Below are 16,157 nucleotides of genomic sequence, written 5' to 3'. Positions count from 1 at the left end.
GCAAGTCAGGATCAAGCCGGGCAGCGCTCTCTCTCGACCGCACCGGCTCAAACCCCTTCCGGCCCATCTCTCGCTCTGAAGCCGTGGCGAAAGCAGGCATGAAACAAGCGCCCGACCGTCAGGCTGGGCGCTTGTGGGTTTCAGTCGATGGCCTGGAAAATCGCCGCCGCCTCCGCGTGATCGGCGGCATGCTCGTAGAGGCGACCATAGCCCTCGGCGAGTTCGTCGTCATCGTAGCGGAAGGAAAGATGCGAGAAGGCGAAGAGCGTGGCGATGATCCCGGCGGCATCGCTTGAGACCTCGCCCTCGAAGCCGTTGCCTTCGCAGAACAGGCGGCAACGGGGCTTTGAGGTCGGCGCGAGATAGAGCGGCTGGCCGGCGCGTTCGTAGAAATCCCAGAGCCCGCCGCCGTAATCGCCGGGGCTGAGTATCTCCATGAAGCGAAAGACGGTATGCTCGCCGATGATGAGCAGGCGCCGGCCAAAAAGGCGCGGCAGGAAGTCCATGCGGCGCTCGTCGGGGACGCGGATTGCGGATTGGGAAGCAAGTTCGGGCAAAGCCATGATCGGTCTCCGAGAGGGAAAGGGGCACCTGCCGGACGACCCTCTCTCAACCCGTCCGGGGGCACCTGTTCCCGGCCCTCCTTTCGCTCTGGGGGCTTGAAGTGGACCATTATCTGGACCATCTTGTGCAGAATAGCGGAGAACATCTGGAGTGATATGCGATGAGGGTTTCTGTCACCGAGGCGAAGGGGCAGCTCACCGAACTGGTGAAGCGGGCCGAAGCCGGCGACGAGGTGATCCTGACGCGGCGGGGCCACGAGGTCGCCCGCCTCGTGCCGGTTGCCGTGGTGGCGACCCCGAAAGGCCGGCGCGCGCTGATGGAGCGGGTCCGGGCCACGGCGCGGGGCAAGGCATTGCCCGGCGCGGCTGCCGCGCGCAGCCAGGATTTCCTCTACGGGGATGACGGGATGCCGGCATGATCGCCGTCGATACCTCGGCGCTGATGGCCATCGTGCTGGACGAGCCGCAGGCCGAGACCTGCATGGTGGCGATCGAGGCGGCAGACGGCCTGCTGATCTCGGCCGGAACAGTGGCCGAGGCGCTGATCGTCGCCGGGCGGCGCAATGTCGGTGAAGAGATCGCCGCCCTGGTCGAGGGCCTTGGGTTCGAGGTGGTCTCCGTCACTGAAGCCTCGGCACGCAGGATCGCCGAAGCCTATGCCCGCTGGGGCAAGGGCGTTCATCCCGCCGGACTCAACTACGGGGATTGCTTCGCCTATGAGGTCGCCAGCGAACGCGGCTGCCCGTTGCTCTTCGTCGGCGACGACTTCTCACGGACGGACCTGCTGTCGGTTCTGTGAGGCAGCGCAGAAGGGTTTCAGCCGAAGCGCTTTCCATCAACTGTGAAGCTGTATTCGTTGGCAACGATGGCCTCATCGACCGCCTCATCCGAAGTCAGGTAGTCGTATTCGCGCTCAAGCTGGCGATAAAGCCAACGGGCGAGATCGCGCAATGCCTCCATGACGGTCTCCTCGGCATCGGCGGTCATGTCCTGCCAGGTCGGGCTGTCGCGGGTGACCGAGATCGCCATGCAGTATTCGTGATAGTATCGCCCCCGATGGGTCGCCTCGGCGGTCAACTGGTAGAAGTTGCGGCGTTGCGCCTGGTGCAGGGCATCCGCGATGCGGTGCAGCTCCACATCCTTCGGCGCATAGGTACGGATTTCCGCCGCCGTGCCTTTGCGATAGGAATAGTGGCCTTCGAACGCGGCGCCATCGCCCTGCGACCAGAAGCCCGTAAACCAGATGCAAGGCTCTTGTCGCACGCCGCCGCCCATGAGGCGGACGGTGCGGCTCTTGATGCGGATGCCGAGGATGTCCGCGATCCGCCGGAAATCCTCATAGACGGCATCGTACCAATCGTAGTCGAAGCCGCCCTCGCGATACCAGGCGCGGGCATTGTCTTTCGCGGCTTCGGAAAGCTCGTCGAGCCGATAGACCGTGGTTTCGATGACGTCAGGCATTGGGGTCGCCCCCGTCCAGAACGGTGGAAAGCCAACCGTCGGTGTAGATCCAGTCCACCGTCTCGCCGGTGGCGAGGTCGAGGACATGCGCGCCGCCCCCGAACCCGTCGATTCTCGGACGTGAGCAGGTATTGGCGTATTGCATCCCCCATAGCCCGGTCAGGCCGAACGCGGCGGCACAGCGTTTGACGAACTGGATGACATGCTCGGGATCGCCGGTGCCGTCATCGCGCATCCAGAGCTGGGTGCCGCCATGTTCGGGCTGGATCGAAAGCATGAAGCCGTCCGAGGGCGGATCTTCGGCGGCGTTTTCGCGCGCCAGCGCGTTGTAGAGATCAAGCGCGCGGGCGGCGTTCTCGGGGCTGCCCACGTCGAGCAGGCAGGAGAAATGGGTGAAGTAGTCGGCCATGTCAGGCTCCTGAAACGAGAAGGCCCGGCGCGGGGCCGGGCCTAGTGGATGGAAAGGGGCGACAGGTCAGGCAGCTTGTGGCAGCCGCAGCAGATCGGCAGTCGTCTCGCGCCAGAAGGGATCGACCAGCCGCGCCTCGAGCAGGCTGGCGCGGTGGCGGAGATCACGAGCCGATACCGCATCGCCGCGCCCGGATGCCGTGAAGGCCATGCCCCGCAGACGGCTGGCCTCCGTGACGGTGCGGCGAGCCTCGGCGTCGGAGGCGACCGGATGCTGCCAGAGCACGATCCCGGCCCGGACCTCACCGGCAAGGACAAGGCCCAGTTCGTTGTCCTGAATGACCATGACGCGGGGGCGAAAGCGCAGCGCATCGCCCTGTCCAACGCGGAAATCACCGCGCGCAACGCGCTGGCTGGCGATGATCAACGCCTCTTCGGGGGATTGGCACTGGCCGATGACGAGCGTGCGCTCGAAGCCGCCGACGTCATCGCTTTCGTCATCGCTGGCGATACCGATGCAGGAGATGCGCAGCGGCAGCTTCTGGGCATGACGCAGCCGGGGCAGGATCTGTCGCGCGACAATTTCGCCGATCGAGGCGAAAGTGGTGTGGTGGGAAAGGCTCATGGGGAATGCTCCGCGACGGACGGCGGAAGCCCCTCTCCCGCCTCACAATCCGTCACGGCCAACCGGCCCGCACTCTTACTCTCCCGTCCCGACGGTGGATCGTCCCGCACCTCGGCGGGACGATCCGGCGATCAGCACCAGGGCTCACGCCGCCCGGCCCAGGTTCTCGCCAGCCCTTCATCGACGAGAATATCGCCGACATCGCGGCCTTCGACGCGTATCGCCGCCAGGGTCCGGCCATAGCGGTCGGTCCCCTGACGCAGGATTTCGACCCGCCGACCTTGCAGGATTTCCGCCAGCCTGATCTTCGCTTGCCGGGCAAGGTCGGTTTCATGGATGCAGCGGCCCTCCATTTCGGGAGCGTCGATGTTGAATATCCGAACAGCTTCGGACTGCTGTCCCATACCCAGCCGGATCGAGTCACCGTCCCAGACGCGGATTTCCGCCGGTTCGCAGGAAGCCGTGCAGAGCAGGACGGAGATGACGATATGGCTGAGCATGGCAAGAGGCTTTCATAAGGGGGAGGCTGACGCGACTGCTCAGACTTCTTCCTGAAGTCGGCCATTGACGCAATGCGGATCGACCTCCGCCTCGATCCGCTGCGTCCGCCCCATCCAAGGCGCCGGGTGGATTGCCCGCGCCCAATCGGCGAAGGACGGGATACGGCCCAGATCCTCGCGGACATGCTGCTCCCCGACCCATCGGGCCGGGATCACCCTGCCGGTGGACAGGGTGATCGTCGCCCCGAAAATGGTCTCGGCCATGAAGATGCCCTCGGCATGGTGGCGAAGCGCGCGATGACGAAAATCGGCCAGGATCTCCTTGCTGGCATCGAACCAGCTATGGATGGGCAAGTAATCCTCGACCGTGCCGCCCCATTTCTTCACCGACGAGAGCGCATGATGATAGGGATGTGCCATTTCCACCCCCTCAGAACTCGTGACTGTAGAATTCGGTGGCGGTGTAGCGCTCGTTGTAGTCGAGCGTGATGGTGCGCGCCGCCACATCGAAGCTGAACTCGCCATAGGCGCCATCATTGTTCTCCCAGCCGCCATGGGTTTCCGAGAGGAAGTCATAGGCGAGCTGTTCGATGGCCGCCTCAACGCCCATTGAGATTGCGGTCACCTTGTCGGTTCCCCATGCCACCGTGGCAATGGTGATCTCGCCCTGCGGCAGGTCCACGGTCCGGTCGTCCGATTGCGCGGTGATGTCCTCGATCTGGCCGCTGTCGCCAGAACCGTCGAAGGTGACGGTCACGAGAGTGATGCCTGCGGCGGCCAGCGCATCGAACAGCGCCGTCTTGTTGTCGGGACGGACCGCTTCAGCGCGACGGTTGCGCTCATCGCGCTCGGCGAAGAAGCGCGCGACGCTGGCGGCCATGTCGAATTCCGGCGTGGCTGGTTTGTCGGTATCGGTCATTGGATGATCCTCCAGGAGAGCGGGATGATATGGCCCGGCGGCGCTCTCCTCTCCTTCCGCCAGGCTCGCCCCGATCCCGGCCCAACTCTCCCTTTCCAGAGCCGAGGCGAGGCCTCGGCACCGCCGCTGGCGATGCGCAGCCTGCGCATGGCACAAGGCCCGGCTGCGCCTGACGCGGGCCGGGCCGTCGGGCGGAGGCGCTTTCGCGCCTCAGCCGAAGGGATCGAGTTCGAGCTTCACCATCTCTTCGTCGCCGTCGAACTCGTCGGCGGGCATGGCGCCGTTATCCTGACTCTGTGTTCTGTCTTACCGCTGTGACGTTCGCAGCACACGATCAACGTTGACGACATTCCCCTTCGCTTGAGGTGAGGCGATGCGATTTTCCCGCCGGGACGGGCTCGAGCCCGTCCCGGCGGGAAAATCGCGGCCGAGGAGAACAGGATGCCCCAGCTCTTCTTCACGGATCTTTCGACGCTGCGGCAGTCTGTTACGGTTGATGGCGTCGTCCACAGGCTGTCGGTGGATGAAGTCGCAGCCGCCGAGAAGCTGAACCTCGTGGACGGCATGCCGTTCATTCTTGGCGATGACGACAGCTACGATCACGACCTGAACCGGTTCTTTCGAGCTTGCCCCACGTTGGGGGTTCGTTCGCCCAACAGCTTGCGCGCCTATGGTTGGGATATCCTGATCTGGATGCGCTTTCTTGCCGAGCGCCGAGACAACAGAGCCCTCTGGGCGGCTGATCGGCACGATGTCGCAGCCTTCCATGCGGCGCGACGTCTGGCGCTTCCTCCGGCGCGCATCTCGGCCGCGAGCTGGAACCGGTCGGTAGCAGCGCTCGACAAGCTTTACCGATGGGCTCTTGAAGAGGGAATGATCGCCAAATCGCCTTTCACCTATCGGCAATCATGGCGACGGACGAACGGCGGCGGGGCCATAGCGGTCGCTGCCAATGTTGCCACCGAGCGCGGCGCACGGACACGCGATATCCGGTTCCTTTCCCTGGATCGGTATCTCCTGTTTCGCGAGATCGGCTTGCGTGGTCGTCTTCCAGACGGGAGCGAGGATCCCACCTGGCAGGGCCGCAACAGCGAGCGCAATGCGTTGTTCGCCGAATTGCTCGTCACGACGGGCCTGCGGCTCCAGGAAGCGGCAAGTCTGCTCTGGATCGAGTTCCCGAGGACGGAGCCGGTCGGTGCATTGAGGAGCCGATCTTTCCGACTGGCGCCGGCCATTGCCAAGGGTAGCAAGGGGCGCGAGATCCGCTTGCCCGAGCGCGTGCTGAAGCGTCTGCATGAATACGCGGCGTTGGAACGGACCAATGTCCTCATGCGCCTTTCGCAACCGCGCAATAGGTCAATCGAACATCCGATCCGTGTCGTCAGCCACGATCGGGGAAGGCTCCTTCTGGAAAAGGACACAGTTCGAGCCAGTGTCGACGTGCTGGCGCCGCGCGAACGCAGCCGCTTGGTATGGGCGGAAACATCCGAACCATTGTGTCTTTGGCTGGCGGAAGGGGCGCGGCCCATGCCCCCGGCCGCTTGGGAGGTGGTCTTCCGGAGGGCAAGCGTACGGTGCAGGCGGTTCGGGATCGACCTCGACGTCACTCCGCACATGATGCGCCACACCTTTGCGGTTCATATGCTGTCGCTGCTCGTGCGTGAACAGATCGGATGGGTACTCGACGAACGCCGATCCCATATCGGCGCGGCGTACCGCCGCTTGATTGGCGATCCTCTTCTGAAGTTGCAGCGTTTGCTGGGCCATAGCCGCATCGAAAGCACTCACATCTACCTGGATTGCATGGAAGAAAGCCAGGAAATGATCGACGCTGCGGTCGAGGCCTGGGAACTGCGCGTTAATGCTGGTGGACCCCTGTGATGAAACGCGGTCGTCGTGCCACCTTCCCAGTTGGAATCGAATTGTTCGACACTCAAGAGGAAAATCCGCAAAATCCGCTCGTCTTCGTCCTTCGGACGGAAGATGCCGGGAGGATCGACGTCAATCTGTCTTCCTGGCCGCTGACGGCGCTGACCCATGAGGTTGCGCCATTCCTGCAGGAGTATCTCCACCGGATGGGGCCGGCACCACTCTGGAAAACCGCAGGCACCTTTATCCGCCGTCTGCGGCGGTTCTGGCTGTTCCTGGAAGGGGCGTCGGTAAAACCTCGTCGTCTCGACGACTTAACTCCGGCGGTAATCAATGCCTATGAGGACTGGCTGGAGCAGAACGGCGGCGAGCGACCCAATCAGCGCAATGTGCTCGGTGCTCTGATCGGGGTGCTGCGCGTCGCCGCCGAGCTCAATCCTGAAAGGCTTCCGCCCGAAACACTGTTGCGCCTGAAATACATCGGTCACGGCGAGCACGGCGTCTCAAAGCCGCGCGATGCCTACAGTGGGAGGATTGCCTCGACGTTGCTGCAGGCAGCGATGCGCCAGATCATCGAGGCTCGCGACCGGATAGCGACGGGCGAGGCTCTGCCTCCCCCACTTCTGGATGTAGGCCGTGATCCAGAATTGCGCCGTCGCTATGACCTAGTGGTCGAACAGATTGTGACGGCGGGAGTAGTCGCCGGGGAAGGCGCGCTGTTCGACAATCTGCGCTACCACGCTCATAGATGCGGGCTCGAGCCGCCTCCGGTCGAGGAACTGCATGCCGGCTTCCATCTGACCCGGTACGATGTCGTCGGCTTCCTCGTCTGGCTGTCCTTGACGACCGGCATGGAGATCGAAGCGCTGCGTGGGCTTGAGGCTGACTGCTTGCGCAATCCCAACCGGGGTTATGTCGAGATCGAGTATCGAAAGCGGCGCGCGCATCATGCCCAGTGGAAGCGCTTGCGTGTCCGCGATGGCGGACGGGAGACGCCCGGAGCCGTCCTGCGGCTGGCGATCAAGCTGACGGAAAAGGCTCGGCAGCACACTGGATCGAGCAAGCTCTGGATCACCTGGAAGCCGGGGCGCCTGTCGTCGCCGAAAAAGCTGGGGACCTGCGTGGCCGCGTTTGTCGAGAAGTACGGAATCGTCGATGACGCCGGAAAATCGCTGGCGCTCAATCTCTCCAGGCTGCGCAAGACCCAGAAGGCTGACTGGTATAAGCGGACCGGAGGGCAGTTGGAGAACTTTGCCGTCGGCCACACGGTAGCGGTGGCGGCCAACCATTATGCCGACATCCCCGCCCTTCGGCATCTGCATGAGCAGACGATAGTCGAGGCACTGACCGACGCGATGGCGCCGGCTCTGCGACCTTGGATCGTTGTGCCCGCGGATGAAGCCCGGCTGCGAACCTCAGCCGACGCGACCGGGCTGCCGGTGCCGTCGGAAAAGATCGGCCCGCTCCTGGACGGAGAGCAGGATCTTTGGCTGGCGGCGTGCAGCAACTTCCGCGTCAGCCCTTTCGGTCGGGAAGGCGAAGCCTGTCCGACGCCGTTCTGGGGGTGCCTGGAATGCTCCAACGCGGTCATTACCGCACGGAAACTACCGGCGCTGATCGCGTTCCAGGCGTTCATGGACGAGCTGCGGGAGGCGTTGCCTTCTGGCGACTGGAACGAGAAATTCGATCGGCCATACCGCAGGATCACGGAGCAAATTCTGCCGATGTTCCCGTCCTCCGTCGTCGGAGGCGCACGGGTTGAGGCGGCAGAATCCTCGGCGCGGTTGCTCTATCTTCCGCCGGAGGCTTACGGCTCATGACCACTACCTCTCCTTTGAACGATGAGCGTGCCGTCTCACGCCTCAGGGTCGATGACGACATCGTTTTGGCTTCGATGCCTCTCAGGGATGGTACCGACCGAGCGGCGCTCTCGCGGTTCGGCGATGATGTCTGGGATATGGCGCCGGCGATGTTCAACATGGCCAGAAAGGCCTTTCGAACGGTCGACTTCGGCGTGATCCCCTGCGCGGCAGAGCGGTTGCTTGCGAAGGAATACATCTATGCCTGGATGAATGAACGGCGCGCCGACGGTGAGCCGCGGTTGCGGCCAGTCTCCGGCCATACTGCGCTTGCGACGCTGCGCCGGTTCCTGGACTTCGTGCGCTCGCGGATCGGCAAGCTCGATCTGGCAAACGTCGATCAGGATTTGATCGATGCATACGCGACCCATCACCGGGCGCGGCCGATCACGCCGGGGCGCGTGGGTGTGTGCCTCAGGCCCATCGTCCAGCTTCATCGCCTGGCGCCCTATCTGACGTGCGGTGGCATCACCTTCACCCCGTGGCGCGGCCGACCGGTCTATCGGGCAACCGGCCAGGGAACGCGCTGTTCGGAAAACCGGACCGCGCGCATCCCGGAGCCGGTCATCGGCGCAATGCTGCGATGGGCCTTGAAATATGTCGAGCACCTCTGCGACGACATCTTCACTGCCCGGGCTGAAGCCGATGCACTGAACAGCCGGTTCGCAGCACGCTCGCGCGCCCGCCACACGCGGCCCGCGGTAATGCTGGCCTCCTGGATCGACAAGCGTCGCGAGGAAGGAAGAGGCATTCCTGTCTGGGAAAGACCTCTTTCGATCGGGGGGCTGACCGGCAGATTGTCGCGGGGCGGCAGGTTTGATGGCGAGGTCATCAATCTGAAGCTCCTGACGATGCAATGCGGGCTGCATCTCACCACCGTCCACAAAGATCCGGCCCTGTTGTCGATGGTTCATGATGCTGTCGACGAGCTTGGGTTCGAGGTGGGCGGGATGGACACGCCGATCTCCCCGGATCCCGACACGGGGCGACCGTGGCGGGAGCGCTTCGATGCCATCAGCCTGGCGCGGGAAGAACGGCACCTGCAGACGGCCGCCTATATCGTGTGTTGCTATCTGACGGGCATGCGCGACGGTGAGGTGCAGTCGCTGCGATCCGGCTGCCTGAAACGGAATCTCGACCGGGACGGGCGAACAGAAAGGCTGGCGATCGAGGGCGTGACCTGGAAGGATCGCGGCGCTCGCGGCGAACAGGTCGAATGGATCACCATCGAGGCCGCCGTCCAGGCGATCCGGGTTGCCGAGCGTCTTTCGGAACGATTCCGCCGGAATGCGGGGACAGAGCGGCTATGGCTTGCCCTTGACGACCGCGAGACGAACAATGCCGAGACGCCGATACTCATCGCCAAGAAGATCAACCAATTCCGAGAACATCTCGATGAGCGATATGGCGCGGACGATAGTCCTGTGATCCCCCGAGTGGGAGAAGACGTCTGGCGCTTCAACACCCGTCAGTTCAGGCGAACGCTGGCCTGGTACATCGCGAACCGGCCCTTCGGGGTTGTCGCCGGCAAAATCCAGTACAAGCACGCCTCCGTGGCCATGTTCAACGGCTATGCCGGCTCGTCCGCATCCGGCTTCAGGCAGGAGGTCGAACAGGAACTGGCGCTCGGACAACTCGACGACATCATCGACTACTTCGAAAACCATCGACGCGGTCACGGTCCAGGCGGACCCGCCGGTAAACGCGTCGGCGTGGAACTGGAGCGGGTCGGCCGCGAACTCGGCCCGCTTCCGGGGCAACTGGCCGATCGCAAGCGCCTGAAGGCGATGCTGGCGCATCTGGCGCGCACGCTGCATGTCGGATATCTGAACGACTGCTTCTTCGACCCATTGACGGCGCTCTGCCTGCGGGAGTCTGAGAAACCTTCAGCCTCGGTGCCGGTCCTGTCGCGATGCGCGCCCGACCGATGTCCCAACGCCTGCCTCGTCGAGCGACATCTCCCGCCATGGGAAGCCTCCATTGCACAGGCGGAGGATCTTCTCGCCGACAAGCGTCTCTCCCCGCTGCAACGCGAAGCGCTGCGCCTGGACAACGACAGAAAACGCAGGCTCATCGCGCCGTTGAAGGAACGCACATCATGAAGCCGGTCAGTGCAGCCACGGAACAGGCGCTTCGTGAGGCGATGGCGCGCCTCCTTTATGGGTGCCCCCGCGTGGCTGATGGCAGGCTGACGGTTGTGAATCTGGCCATCGAGGCAGGTGTCAGTCGCGCGACCGCGAACCGCGCTTCCGAGGTGCTGGAAGCCTTCCGCCATGCAGTTGCCGAGTCGAGAGCCCGGCGCAACGCGACGGATCGGCCGGCGGGGACGGCCCGGGCCGAACAGGAGCGGCGCGCCGTCGAAACCGTGCTCGCCCAGCATCGTCAAGTCCGCGCGCTGTGCCAGCTTATGGAACGGCGGCGCGATAACCGCACCGCCGACGTCATACCGATCATCGGCAGGAAACGCCCTTGACGCCGATTGTGCTCACCCGGCGCAGCAGGAGAGTTTGGCGATGTCCTTGCCGAACGAAAGTGCTGCGAGCTTCAGCCCCTCGACCGTGGTGAGGTAAGGAAAGATCGTGTCCGCGAGGTCATCGACGGTGAGACCCTGGCGGATCGCGAGAGCCGCGGTCTGAATGCTGTCGGCACCTTCCGGCGCGAGGATGTGGGCGCCGAGCAAACGACCGCCAGCAGCATCGGCCACGAGCTTGATAAGCCCACGAGTGTCGCGGGCGGCGAGTGCGCGCGGCACCTGATCGAGACCGATCGTCGAAACGCGGATCTCATGCCCGGCCGCACGCGCCGCCGCCTCGGTGAGACCTACGCTTGCGACCTGCGGATCGGTGAAGACGATAGCGGGCATGGCGCTGTTATCGTAGCGCAGGCTGTCGCCATTGAGGGCGTTCTTGGCGGCGAGCTTGGCGCCATAGGCGGCCATGTAGACGAACTGGTCGCGGCCGGTGACGTCGCCGGCGGCATAGACGCCAGCCTTGGTCGTGCGCATGCGGTCGTCGACCACGATGCCGCCCTTCGCCGAGACGGTGATCCCGTGCTCGGCCAGCCCAAGGCCTTCGATGTTGGGCGTGCGGCCCGTGGTGATCAGCACCTGATCGGCGTCGATCTGGACATCGTGACCGTCACGCGTGACGGTCAGTGACGCTCGGCCCTCGGTTTTGCGGATCGCGCGGTAAGCGATGCCGGAGATAACGGTGATGCCTTCATCCTCGAAATACCCCGTGAGCGCCGCGCCGATCTCGGGCTCGGCCTCGGGGAGCAGTCGGGACCGGCAGACGAGGGTCACCTTGACGCCGGCACGGGCGAACATCTGGGCGAGCTCCGCGCCGATATAACCGCCGCCGATCACCAGCAGCGATCGCGGCAGTTCCTCGAGGTCGAGCGCCGTCGTACTGGTGAGATACGGTACGGTCTCGAGGCCAGGAATAGCAGGAACTGCCGGCCGCGCGCCGGTTGCGATAATGATCTTGCCAGCGGCAATACGCGCGCCGTCAACTTCGACACCGCCGTCGAGGAGGCGAGCCGGCCCGTCGCGATAGGCGATACCATTGTACGCGGGGAGCAGGTCCGCGTATTTGGCCTGGCGCAGCCCAGACACGAGCGTGTCCTTCTGACGAACGGTTCCGCGCCAGTCTGTCAGTTCGGCTTCAGCAGTAATGCCGGCAAAACGTGCCGCCACGCGAGCGTTATGAAGCGTCTCGGCCGCGCGGATCAGGGTCTTCGACGGCACGCAGCCGACATTGACGCAGGTGCCGCCGATGGTGCCACTGCCGATGAGCGCCACCTGTGCGCCCTGATCGGCGGCCGTGATCGAGGCCGAGAAGCCGGCCGAGCCGGCGCCGATGACGACGAGATCGTAAGCGCCTCCATTGCGACCGTTTGTGCGCAAGGGTCGGTTGGCGACCACCAGGCTCTTCGACGCCACATCGAGACCAGCGAGGCTCGGCCCGAACAGAGCACGGCCGGCTTCCAGTCCTTCCTCGATCGACAGCCGGAAACCTGGCTCGTCGGTGGAACGTTCGTCGCGCCAGGCGGAAAGATGCTCGTCCGAGCAGAAAAAAGCGGTCGTCGCGCAGAGCGAGCTCGCGGCGCAGCCGCCTTCATAACGGACGCTCTGCCACATGACGGCCGACTGTGGCTCGACGTCGGCGAGTGCCCGCCCTCGGTCCTGCGTGGTGATCCGGATCAGTGCGCCGCAATGGCCGCAGGGCGAGGCGATCGCGGTGTCGCGATCGGTCATGGCACCGATGCCCAGCGCGTCGACCGCGCACATTGCATTCAGCGTGCGTCCGTCCAGAGTGACCCGATGGCCGGTGTTATGATCGCTGAACGGATAGGCGCCGACGATCAGCTCGCCATCGAGAACGACGAGGTCGCGCCGGCGGAGCTCGTCGAGCAGTGGCCGGATGACCATCTCACTGAGTTTTGTACGCTCCGCAAGCGCGCTTATGGTCGGGGCACCCCCGTGGTCGGCGTAGAGTCGGAGCAACGCAACACGCACCCTGTCGGTGGCGGGATCGTAACCGCTCCAGCGATTGAGCACGTGGTCGGACCCGACCATCGCCTGCAGAGCGTTCTTGACCACAGGCGACGTGACCGCCGACCAATCCGGAAACGTTACGCCCGGTCGAACGGCAAAGCTCGCCAGTGTCGCGGGCTGAGAAACGGCCGGGTTGTCCCGGGAGGAGGTTGCACAGCAATCGTTCATGGCTTCACGCCTTCCTTGCGAATCTTCGTCTCATAGGCCGTGGCTCTTGCCCGGCGATGATGGGGCCCCCACGCGCCGAAGCCGAAGCCCGCGACGATCAGGGGAAGCACCACTGCACCCACACCTGTCAGCCACGTGCCAAGACCCGCCAGAGACAGGCCGACGGCGAGGAGCGGCGCCGCGCAGCAGATCGCGGCGAGGACGGCGCCAACGGCACCTGCGCGGATTACGGCGCGATCAGTCATCTAGCTGCCTTGCTGCGTCGGGTGGGCCGGATAACCAGCATTCATGCTGGCGGCTGCGATGGCATCGGTGCTCGTCTTAGCGTCGTCGAAGGTCACGGTCGCGGACTTCGCCTCGAAGGAGACGGTCACCTTCGCGACACCGGGGATTGCCGCCATCGTGGTCTTCACGATGTAGGGGCACGAGGCGCAGGTCATGTTGTCGACGGCAAACGTCACAGTGCGTTCGGCGGCGAAGGCGGCAGGCGCAGTCATCACCGACGCGATCAAAGTGAAAGCGCTCAAACTCTTCCTCATGGGGTAGTCTCCTCTTGGTGTCAGGCGGAAAGCAGCAGCGGCGCGACGTAGTCGAAGGCGAAAGCAGCGGCGACGAGTACGGTCGCGAACCAGAGCGCGATCTGAACGAGGCGGCTGGGGACGGCGCGCGTGCAGGCAGCCCCATCGGCACAGGCCTGTCGCGGCTTCCAGTAGACAAGGTAGAAGCCGTAGCCGAGCATGCCCGCCGTTGCGGCGACAAACAGTGGCTTGTAGGGCGCAAGCGCCGTCAGATTGCCGATCCAGGCGCCGCCGATGCCGAGGCTGAACAGGACGAGCGGAATGATGCAACAGGACGAGGCGGCGATGGCGCCGAGTATGCCGCCGACGGCGACCAGGCGCTGTCGCCCGGCCTCGCTTCGCTCTGGCGTCGTCAGGTTTGCCGCAGTCGGTGCAACGTCTGCTGGTCCGTGTCGGGATGCATTCATGTTCGACCTCGCTCTTCTTGTCGAAAACCTATCCAGGCGCTAATGTGCGGTCTGTAGCAACTACAGGGTCAAGGGGTATTTTTGGATGCGCGATCACGCTGGCGTGAAAGGCCTCAAGCGCGCCGAACTCGCACAGCGCACAGGGTGCAATCTGGAGACGGTCCGCTATTACGAGAAGGTCGGCCTCCTGCCGGAGCCGCCGCGCACGGCGAGCGGCTATCGCAGCTACGACAGCACCCACGAGCGACGGCTTCGCTTCGTCTTGCGGGCGCGCGAGCTCGGCTTCTCCCTCGATGAAGTCCGTGAACTGCTGCGCCTCGTCGACGAGCGCGACCAGCCCTGCGCCGAGGCAAGCGCCGTTGCCGCCGCGCATCTCGACGACGTGCGTGAAAAGATCGCCGACCTGAAACGCATGGAGCGAGTGCTGAAGGACGTGGTGGCCCAATGCACAGAAGGCAATCGGCGGGAATGTCCGCTGATCGAGACGCTGTTCCGGGAGCCGGCGAGCTCAGCGAAATGCCAGTGAGACAGCTTGACTGTTCAGATAAACGCCGTGGGTGCCGTCCCCGGCCTGGAACACGACGATCACGACCATCAGCGTGGTGGCGAGGCTGGCGGCGAAAGCGGTGGCATCTGCGTAGGACATGGGTTCCGGCTCCTGTCTTTGGAGGCGGGGGACCATCCCCCGCGCGACAGGCGCCCGAAGTGTCTGACCGGATCTGCAATCACCCTCGGGCGTTCGGATTCTTTCCGAATCCCCGAGGGCGGCACGCGCGCGTAAGCCGACCCCACCGGGGTTGAATGCAAAGAGACGGTCGGACCAAGGTTAGCGAATGGAAGCGGGGGATGGTGCTTTGCGTCGAGCCGGTGCCGGAAACCCGTCGCAGATGCTTTGCTGCGCCAGCCTCGTTGCCGGCGGATATTCAGGGTGTGTTTCAGGCCGGGGACGGAACCCGTTGCCCCCACAACACCAAGGAGTTGGCGCAATGGTGAAGCTCGAACTCGATCCATCGCTGCTTGTGCAGCGATACCCGATAGCCCCGTGTGCAAGGTTCGGCTTTCAGGGCCGGTCAGTCCCAGAACCCATCGGCGATTTCGCGGGCGATCATGGCGCGGGCCTTCATCATCACATCGTCGCCGGAGGTGTCGATATGACCGAAAAAGCGCGTCCGGGCGCCATGGGCCGTCCAGTCGGCATAGCGGCAGTATTCGCGGGCATCGAGCCGGAAGGCGCGCATGTCCTCGGCCCAATGCGGTTTCGGTTCCACGATGACGGTGACGCCGTTGCGGGTTTCCTCCCAGGGAAGCGAGCGCTCCGATGGCGGATTGCGGCGGTCATCGGCGAAGATTTCATCGACCGTCATCATGATGCGCCCCCATCTTCGGCCTTCTCGACAAAGCCGGCAGGATCGTCGGGATCCGGCGGCAGATAGGCGTCATAGGGGTTGCCGCTTGCGAGATGGCCGAACGGCGTGAAGACGTAATCACCCCCGTCGCGGCCGACCGCGCACAGGACATAGCGTGTCTCACGGGTCGCGGCGTCGAGGCATTCCATAAGGGCGAGATTGCCGTCATCGGCAGCACGAAGCAGAGTGTCGAAGTTCGTTCGAACGGGATCGGGAATGGCCATTGTGTTCTCCTGAAACGAAGAAGGCCCGCCGTCACGGGACAAGCGGGCCGGATGAACGGGATCGGCGATGGTCACGCGGCAGCTCGACCCTCGACGGCATCGGCGCCTGCCTCGTCGGCGGTGATCTCCTCGAGGCGCGCGCGGCTGTAGCCGTTCCTGGCTAGCCAGAGTTCGGCCGCCTCGTGGTTCTCCGCGAGGTGCAGCAATTCGACGTTCTCTCCGACATCCTGCACAACACGGACCTGACCGATCTTCGGGCGTTCGACAACCCGGAAGCTCAGATCGCTGTCGATGCCGTAGCTGCGCATGATGGTGATGAGGATGATGCCGCCTTCGCCGAAATCACCCTCATGCAGGGTGAAGGACGGCGGCGTCGTGTAGGTCGGGCGCTCGCGGCCCGGTTCCTTGCGCACGAGGCGACCGGCCCCGTTGCGGGATTTCCACGCGGCGAGCTTCTTGGTGAAACGTGCGGGCGGTTTCGGCTGGCCGTCGCTATAGGCCACGAGCGAGCCGAGAGGCGCAATGTCGAAAATGAGGGAAGCGGACATGATCTTGCTCCTGAAACGAAAGCGGCCCGGCGAGATGCCGGGCCTTCAGATGGAAGGGATGGAATGC

At 64.3% G+C, this 16,157-nt stretch carries 23 protein-coding genes; 8 read left to right on the top strand and 15 right to left on the bottom strand.

The features are described 5' to 3' along the window. Positions 1–140: 140 nt before the first annotated feature. Positions 141–563, bottom strand: a complete 423-nt coding sequence (locus tag K5845_RS07320; protein WP_012092616.1) for an antirestriction protein — start codon at positions 561–563, stop codon at positions 141–143. 161 nt (positions 564–724) lie between these two features. Here K5845_RS07320 and K5845_RS07315 point away from each other — a divergent pair, with 161 nt between their 5' ends. Together K5845_RS07315 and K5845_RS07310 are read left to right on the top strand one after the other, a co-directional pair. Next, positions 725–982: a type II toxin-antitoxin system Phd/YefM family antitoxin gene (locus K5845_RS07315; protein WP_028034381.1), complete on the top strand. Its 258-nt coding sequence runs from the start codon at positions 725–727 to the stop codon at positions 980–982. After that, positions 979–1,362 (top strand): type II toxin-antitoxin system VapC family toxin, encoded by a 384-nt coding sequence (locus K5845_RS07310; protein WP_012092614.1) that lies wholly within the window; start codon positions 979–981, stop codon positions 1,360–1,362. The genes K5845_RS07315 and K5845_RS07310 overlap by 4 nt, the downstream gene beginning before the upstream one ends. A gap of 17 nt (positions 1,363–1,379) precedes the next feature. Here K5845_RS07310 and K5845_RS07305 read toward each other — a convergent pair whose 3' ends face one another. The 6 genes from K5845_RS07305 to K5845_RS07280 all read right to left on the bottom strand — a co-directional run bounded on the left by K5845_RS07305 (position 1,380) and on the right by K5845_RS07280 (position 4,476). After that, positions 1,380–2,024, bottom strand: coding sequence for a DUF8835 domain-containing pootine (locus tag K5845_RS07305; RefSeq protein ID WP_012092613.1), 645 nt, complete (start codon positions 2,022–2,024; stop codon positions 1,380–1,382). After that, on the bottom strand, positions 2,017–2,433 hold the full coding sequence (locus tag K5845_RS07300; protein WP_012092612.1) for a hypothetical protein: 417 nt from the start codon (positions 2,431–2,433) through the stop codon (positions 2,017–2,019). Before K5845_RS07300 ends, K5845_RS07305 begins: the two co-directional genes overlap by 8 nt. A gap of 66 nt (positions 2,434–2,499) precedes the next feature. Further along, the gene (locus tag K5845_RS07295; RefSeq protein WP_012092611.1) at positions 2,500–3,057 is read right to left on the bottom strand and encodes a hypothetical protein; all 558 of its coding nucleotides are present in this window, start codon (positions 3,055–3,057) and stop codon (positions 2,500–2,502) included. A gap of 131 nt (positions 3,058–3,188) precedes the next feature. Beyond that, the gene (locus tag K5845_RS07290; protein WP_012092610.1) at positions 3,189–3,557 is read right to left on the bottom strand and encodes a thermonuclease family protein; all 369 of its coding nucleotides are present in this window, start codon (positions 3,555–3,557) and stop codon (positions 3,189–3,191) included. Positions 3,558–3,596: 39 nt separating this feature from the next. Continuing rightward, positions 3,597–3,977 carry a DUF6915 family protein gene (locus K5845_RS07285; protein ID WP_012092609.1) on the bottom strand — a complete coding sequence of 127 codons (381 nt, stop codon included), beginning with the start codon at positions 3,975–3,977 and terminating at the stop codon, positions 3,597–3,599. A 10-nt stretch (positions 3,978–3,987) separates the two neighbouring features. Beyond that, complete coding sequence (locus K5845_RS07280; protein ID WP_012092608.1) at positions 3,988–4,476, bottom strand: DUF6878 family protein; 489 nt, start codon at positions 4,474–4,476, stop codon at positions 3,988–3,990. Between the two features lie 24 nt (positions 4,477–4,500). Between K5845_RS07280 and K5845_RS07275 the strand changes: the two genes are divergently transcribed. The 5 genes from K5845_RS07275 to K5845_RS07255 all read left to right on the top strand — a co-directional run bounded on the left by K5845_RS07275 (position 4,501) and on the right by K5845_RS07255 (position 10,677). Continuing rightward, on the top strand, positions 4,501–4,794 hold the full coding sequence (locus tag K5845_RS07275) for a hypothetical protein (protein ID WP_040128407.1): 294 nt from the start codon (positions 4,501–4,503) through the stop codon (positions 4,792–4,794). A 123-nt stretch (positions 4,795–4,917) separates the two neighbouring features. After that, positions 4,918–6,357, top strand: a complete 1,440-nt coding sequence (locus K5845_RS07270) for a tyrosine-type recombinase/integrase (RefSeq protein ID WP_012092607.1) — start codon at positions 4,918–4,920, stop codon at positions 6,355–6,357. Then, positions 6,357–8,165 (top strand): site-specific integrase, encoded by a 1,809-nt coding sequence (locus K5845_RS07265; RefSeq protein WP_012092606.1) that lies wholly within the window; start codon positions 6,357–6,359, stop codon positions 8,163–8,165. The genes K5845_RS07270 and K5845_RS07265 overlap by 1 nt, the downstream gene beginning before the upstream one ends. Next, on the top strand, positions 8,162–10,306 hold the full coding sequence (locus K5845_RS07260) for a hypothetical protein (RefSeq protein ID WP_015647726.1): 2,145 nt from the start codon (positions 8,162–8,164) through the stop codon (positions 10,304–10,306). The genes K5845_RS07265 and K5845_RS07260 overlap by 4 nt, the downstream gene beginning before the upstream one ends. Next, entirely contained in the window at positions 10,303–10,677 is a 375-nt protein-coding gene (locus K5845_RS07255; protein ID WP_012092604.1) for a hypothetical protein, read from the top strand. Before K5845_RS07260 ends, K5845_RS07255 begins: the two co-directional genes overlap by 4 nt. A gap of 12 nt (positions 10,678–10,689) precedes the next feature. On the opposite strand, the gene merBA is transcribed toward K5845_RS07255, so the two are convergent. Genes merBA through K5845_RS07235 form a run of 4 tightly spaced genes read right to left on the bottom strand, consistent with a single transcriptional unit; the run spans position 10,690 to position 13,912 of the window. Continuing rightward, positions 10,690–12,927: a bifunctional organomercurial lyase/mercury(II) reductase MerBA gene (gene merBA / locus K5845_RS07250; protein WP_012092603.1), complete on the bottom strand. Its 2,238-nt coding sequence runs from the start codon at positions 12,925–12,927 to the stop codon at positions 10,690–10,692. Next, on the bottom strand, positions 12,924–13,172 hold the full coding sequence (locus tag K5845_RS07245; protein WP_012092602.1) for a hypothetical protein: 249 nt from the start codon (positions 13,170–13,172) through the stop codon (positions 12,924–12,926). The genes merBA and K5845_RS07245 overlap by 4 nt, the downstream gene beginning before the upstream one ends. Continuing rightward, on the bottom strand, positions 13,173–13,466 hold the full coding sequence (locus tag K5845_RS07240; RefSeq protein ID WP_012092601.1) for a heavy-metal-associated domain-containing protein: 294 nt from the start codon (positions 13,464–13,466) through the stop codon (positions 13,173–13,175). Between the two features lie 20 nt (positions 13,467–13,486). Beyond that, the gene (locus K5845_RS07235) at positions 13,487–13,912 is read right to left on the bottom strand and encodes a mercuric transporter MerT family protein (protein ID WP_012092600.1); all 426 of its coding nucleotides are present in this window, start codon (positions 13,910–13,912) and stop codon (positions 13,487–13,489) included. 85 nt (positions 13,913–13,997) lie between these two features. On the opposite strand from K5845_RS07235, the gene K5845_RS07230 reads away from it, so the two are divergent. Beyond that, positions 13,998–14,438 (top strand): MerR family transcriptional regulator, encoded by a 441-nt coding sequence (locus K5845_RS07230; RefSeq protein WP_012092599.1) that lies wholly within the window; start codon positions 13,998–14,000, stop codon positions 14,436–14,438. Here the strand turns inward: K5845_RS07230 and K5845_RS07225 are convergent. From K5845_RS07225 to K5845_RS07210, 4 genes are all read right to left on the bottom strand, one after another. Beyond that, complete coding sequence (locus K5845_RS07225) at positions 14,421–14,558, bottom strand: hypothetical protein (protein ID WP_166436082.1); 138 nt, start codon at positions 14,556–14,558, stop codon at positions 14,421–14,423. The two genes, K5845_RS07230 and K5845_RS07225, sit on opposite strands and share 18 nt — an antisense overlap. A gap of 424 nt (positions 14,559–14,982) precedes the next feature. Beyond that, complete coding sequence (locus K5845_RS07220; RefSeq protein ID WP_012092597.1) at positions 14,983–15,279, bottom strand: hypothetical protein; 297 nt, start codon at positions 15,277–15,279, stop codon at positions 14,983–14,985. Continuing rightward, complete coding sequence (locus K5845_RS07215) at positions 15,276–15,542, bottom strand: DUF6117 family protein (protein WP_012092596.1); 267 nt, start codon at positions 15,540–15,542, stop codon at positions 15,276–15,278. Before K5845_RS07215 ends, K5845_RS07220 begins: the two co-directional genes overlap by 4 nt. Before the next feature lie 71 nt (positions 15,543–15,613). Continuing rightward, complete coding sequence (locus K5845_RS07210) at positions 15,614–16,090, bottom strand: UCP036055 family protein (protein ID WP_012092595.1); 477 nt, start codon at positions 16,088–16,090, stop codon at positions 15,614–15,616. Positions 16,091–16,157: the final 67 nt, after the last annotated feature.

Source organism: Filomicrobium sp. (assembly GCF_025698805.1).
Taxonomy (GTDB): Bacteria; Pseudomonadota; Alphaproteobacteria; order Rhizobiales; family Hyphomicrobiaceae; genus Filomicrobium; species Filomicrobium insigne.
This window is presented reverse-complemented; position numbering and strand designations above follow the sequence as displayed.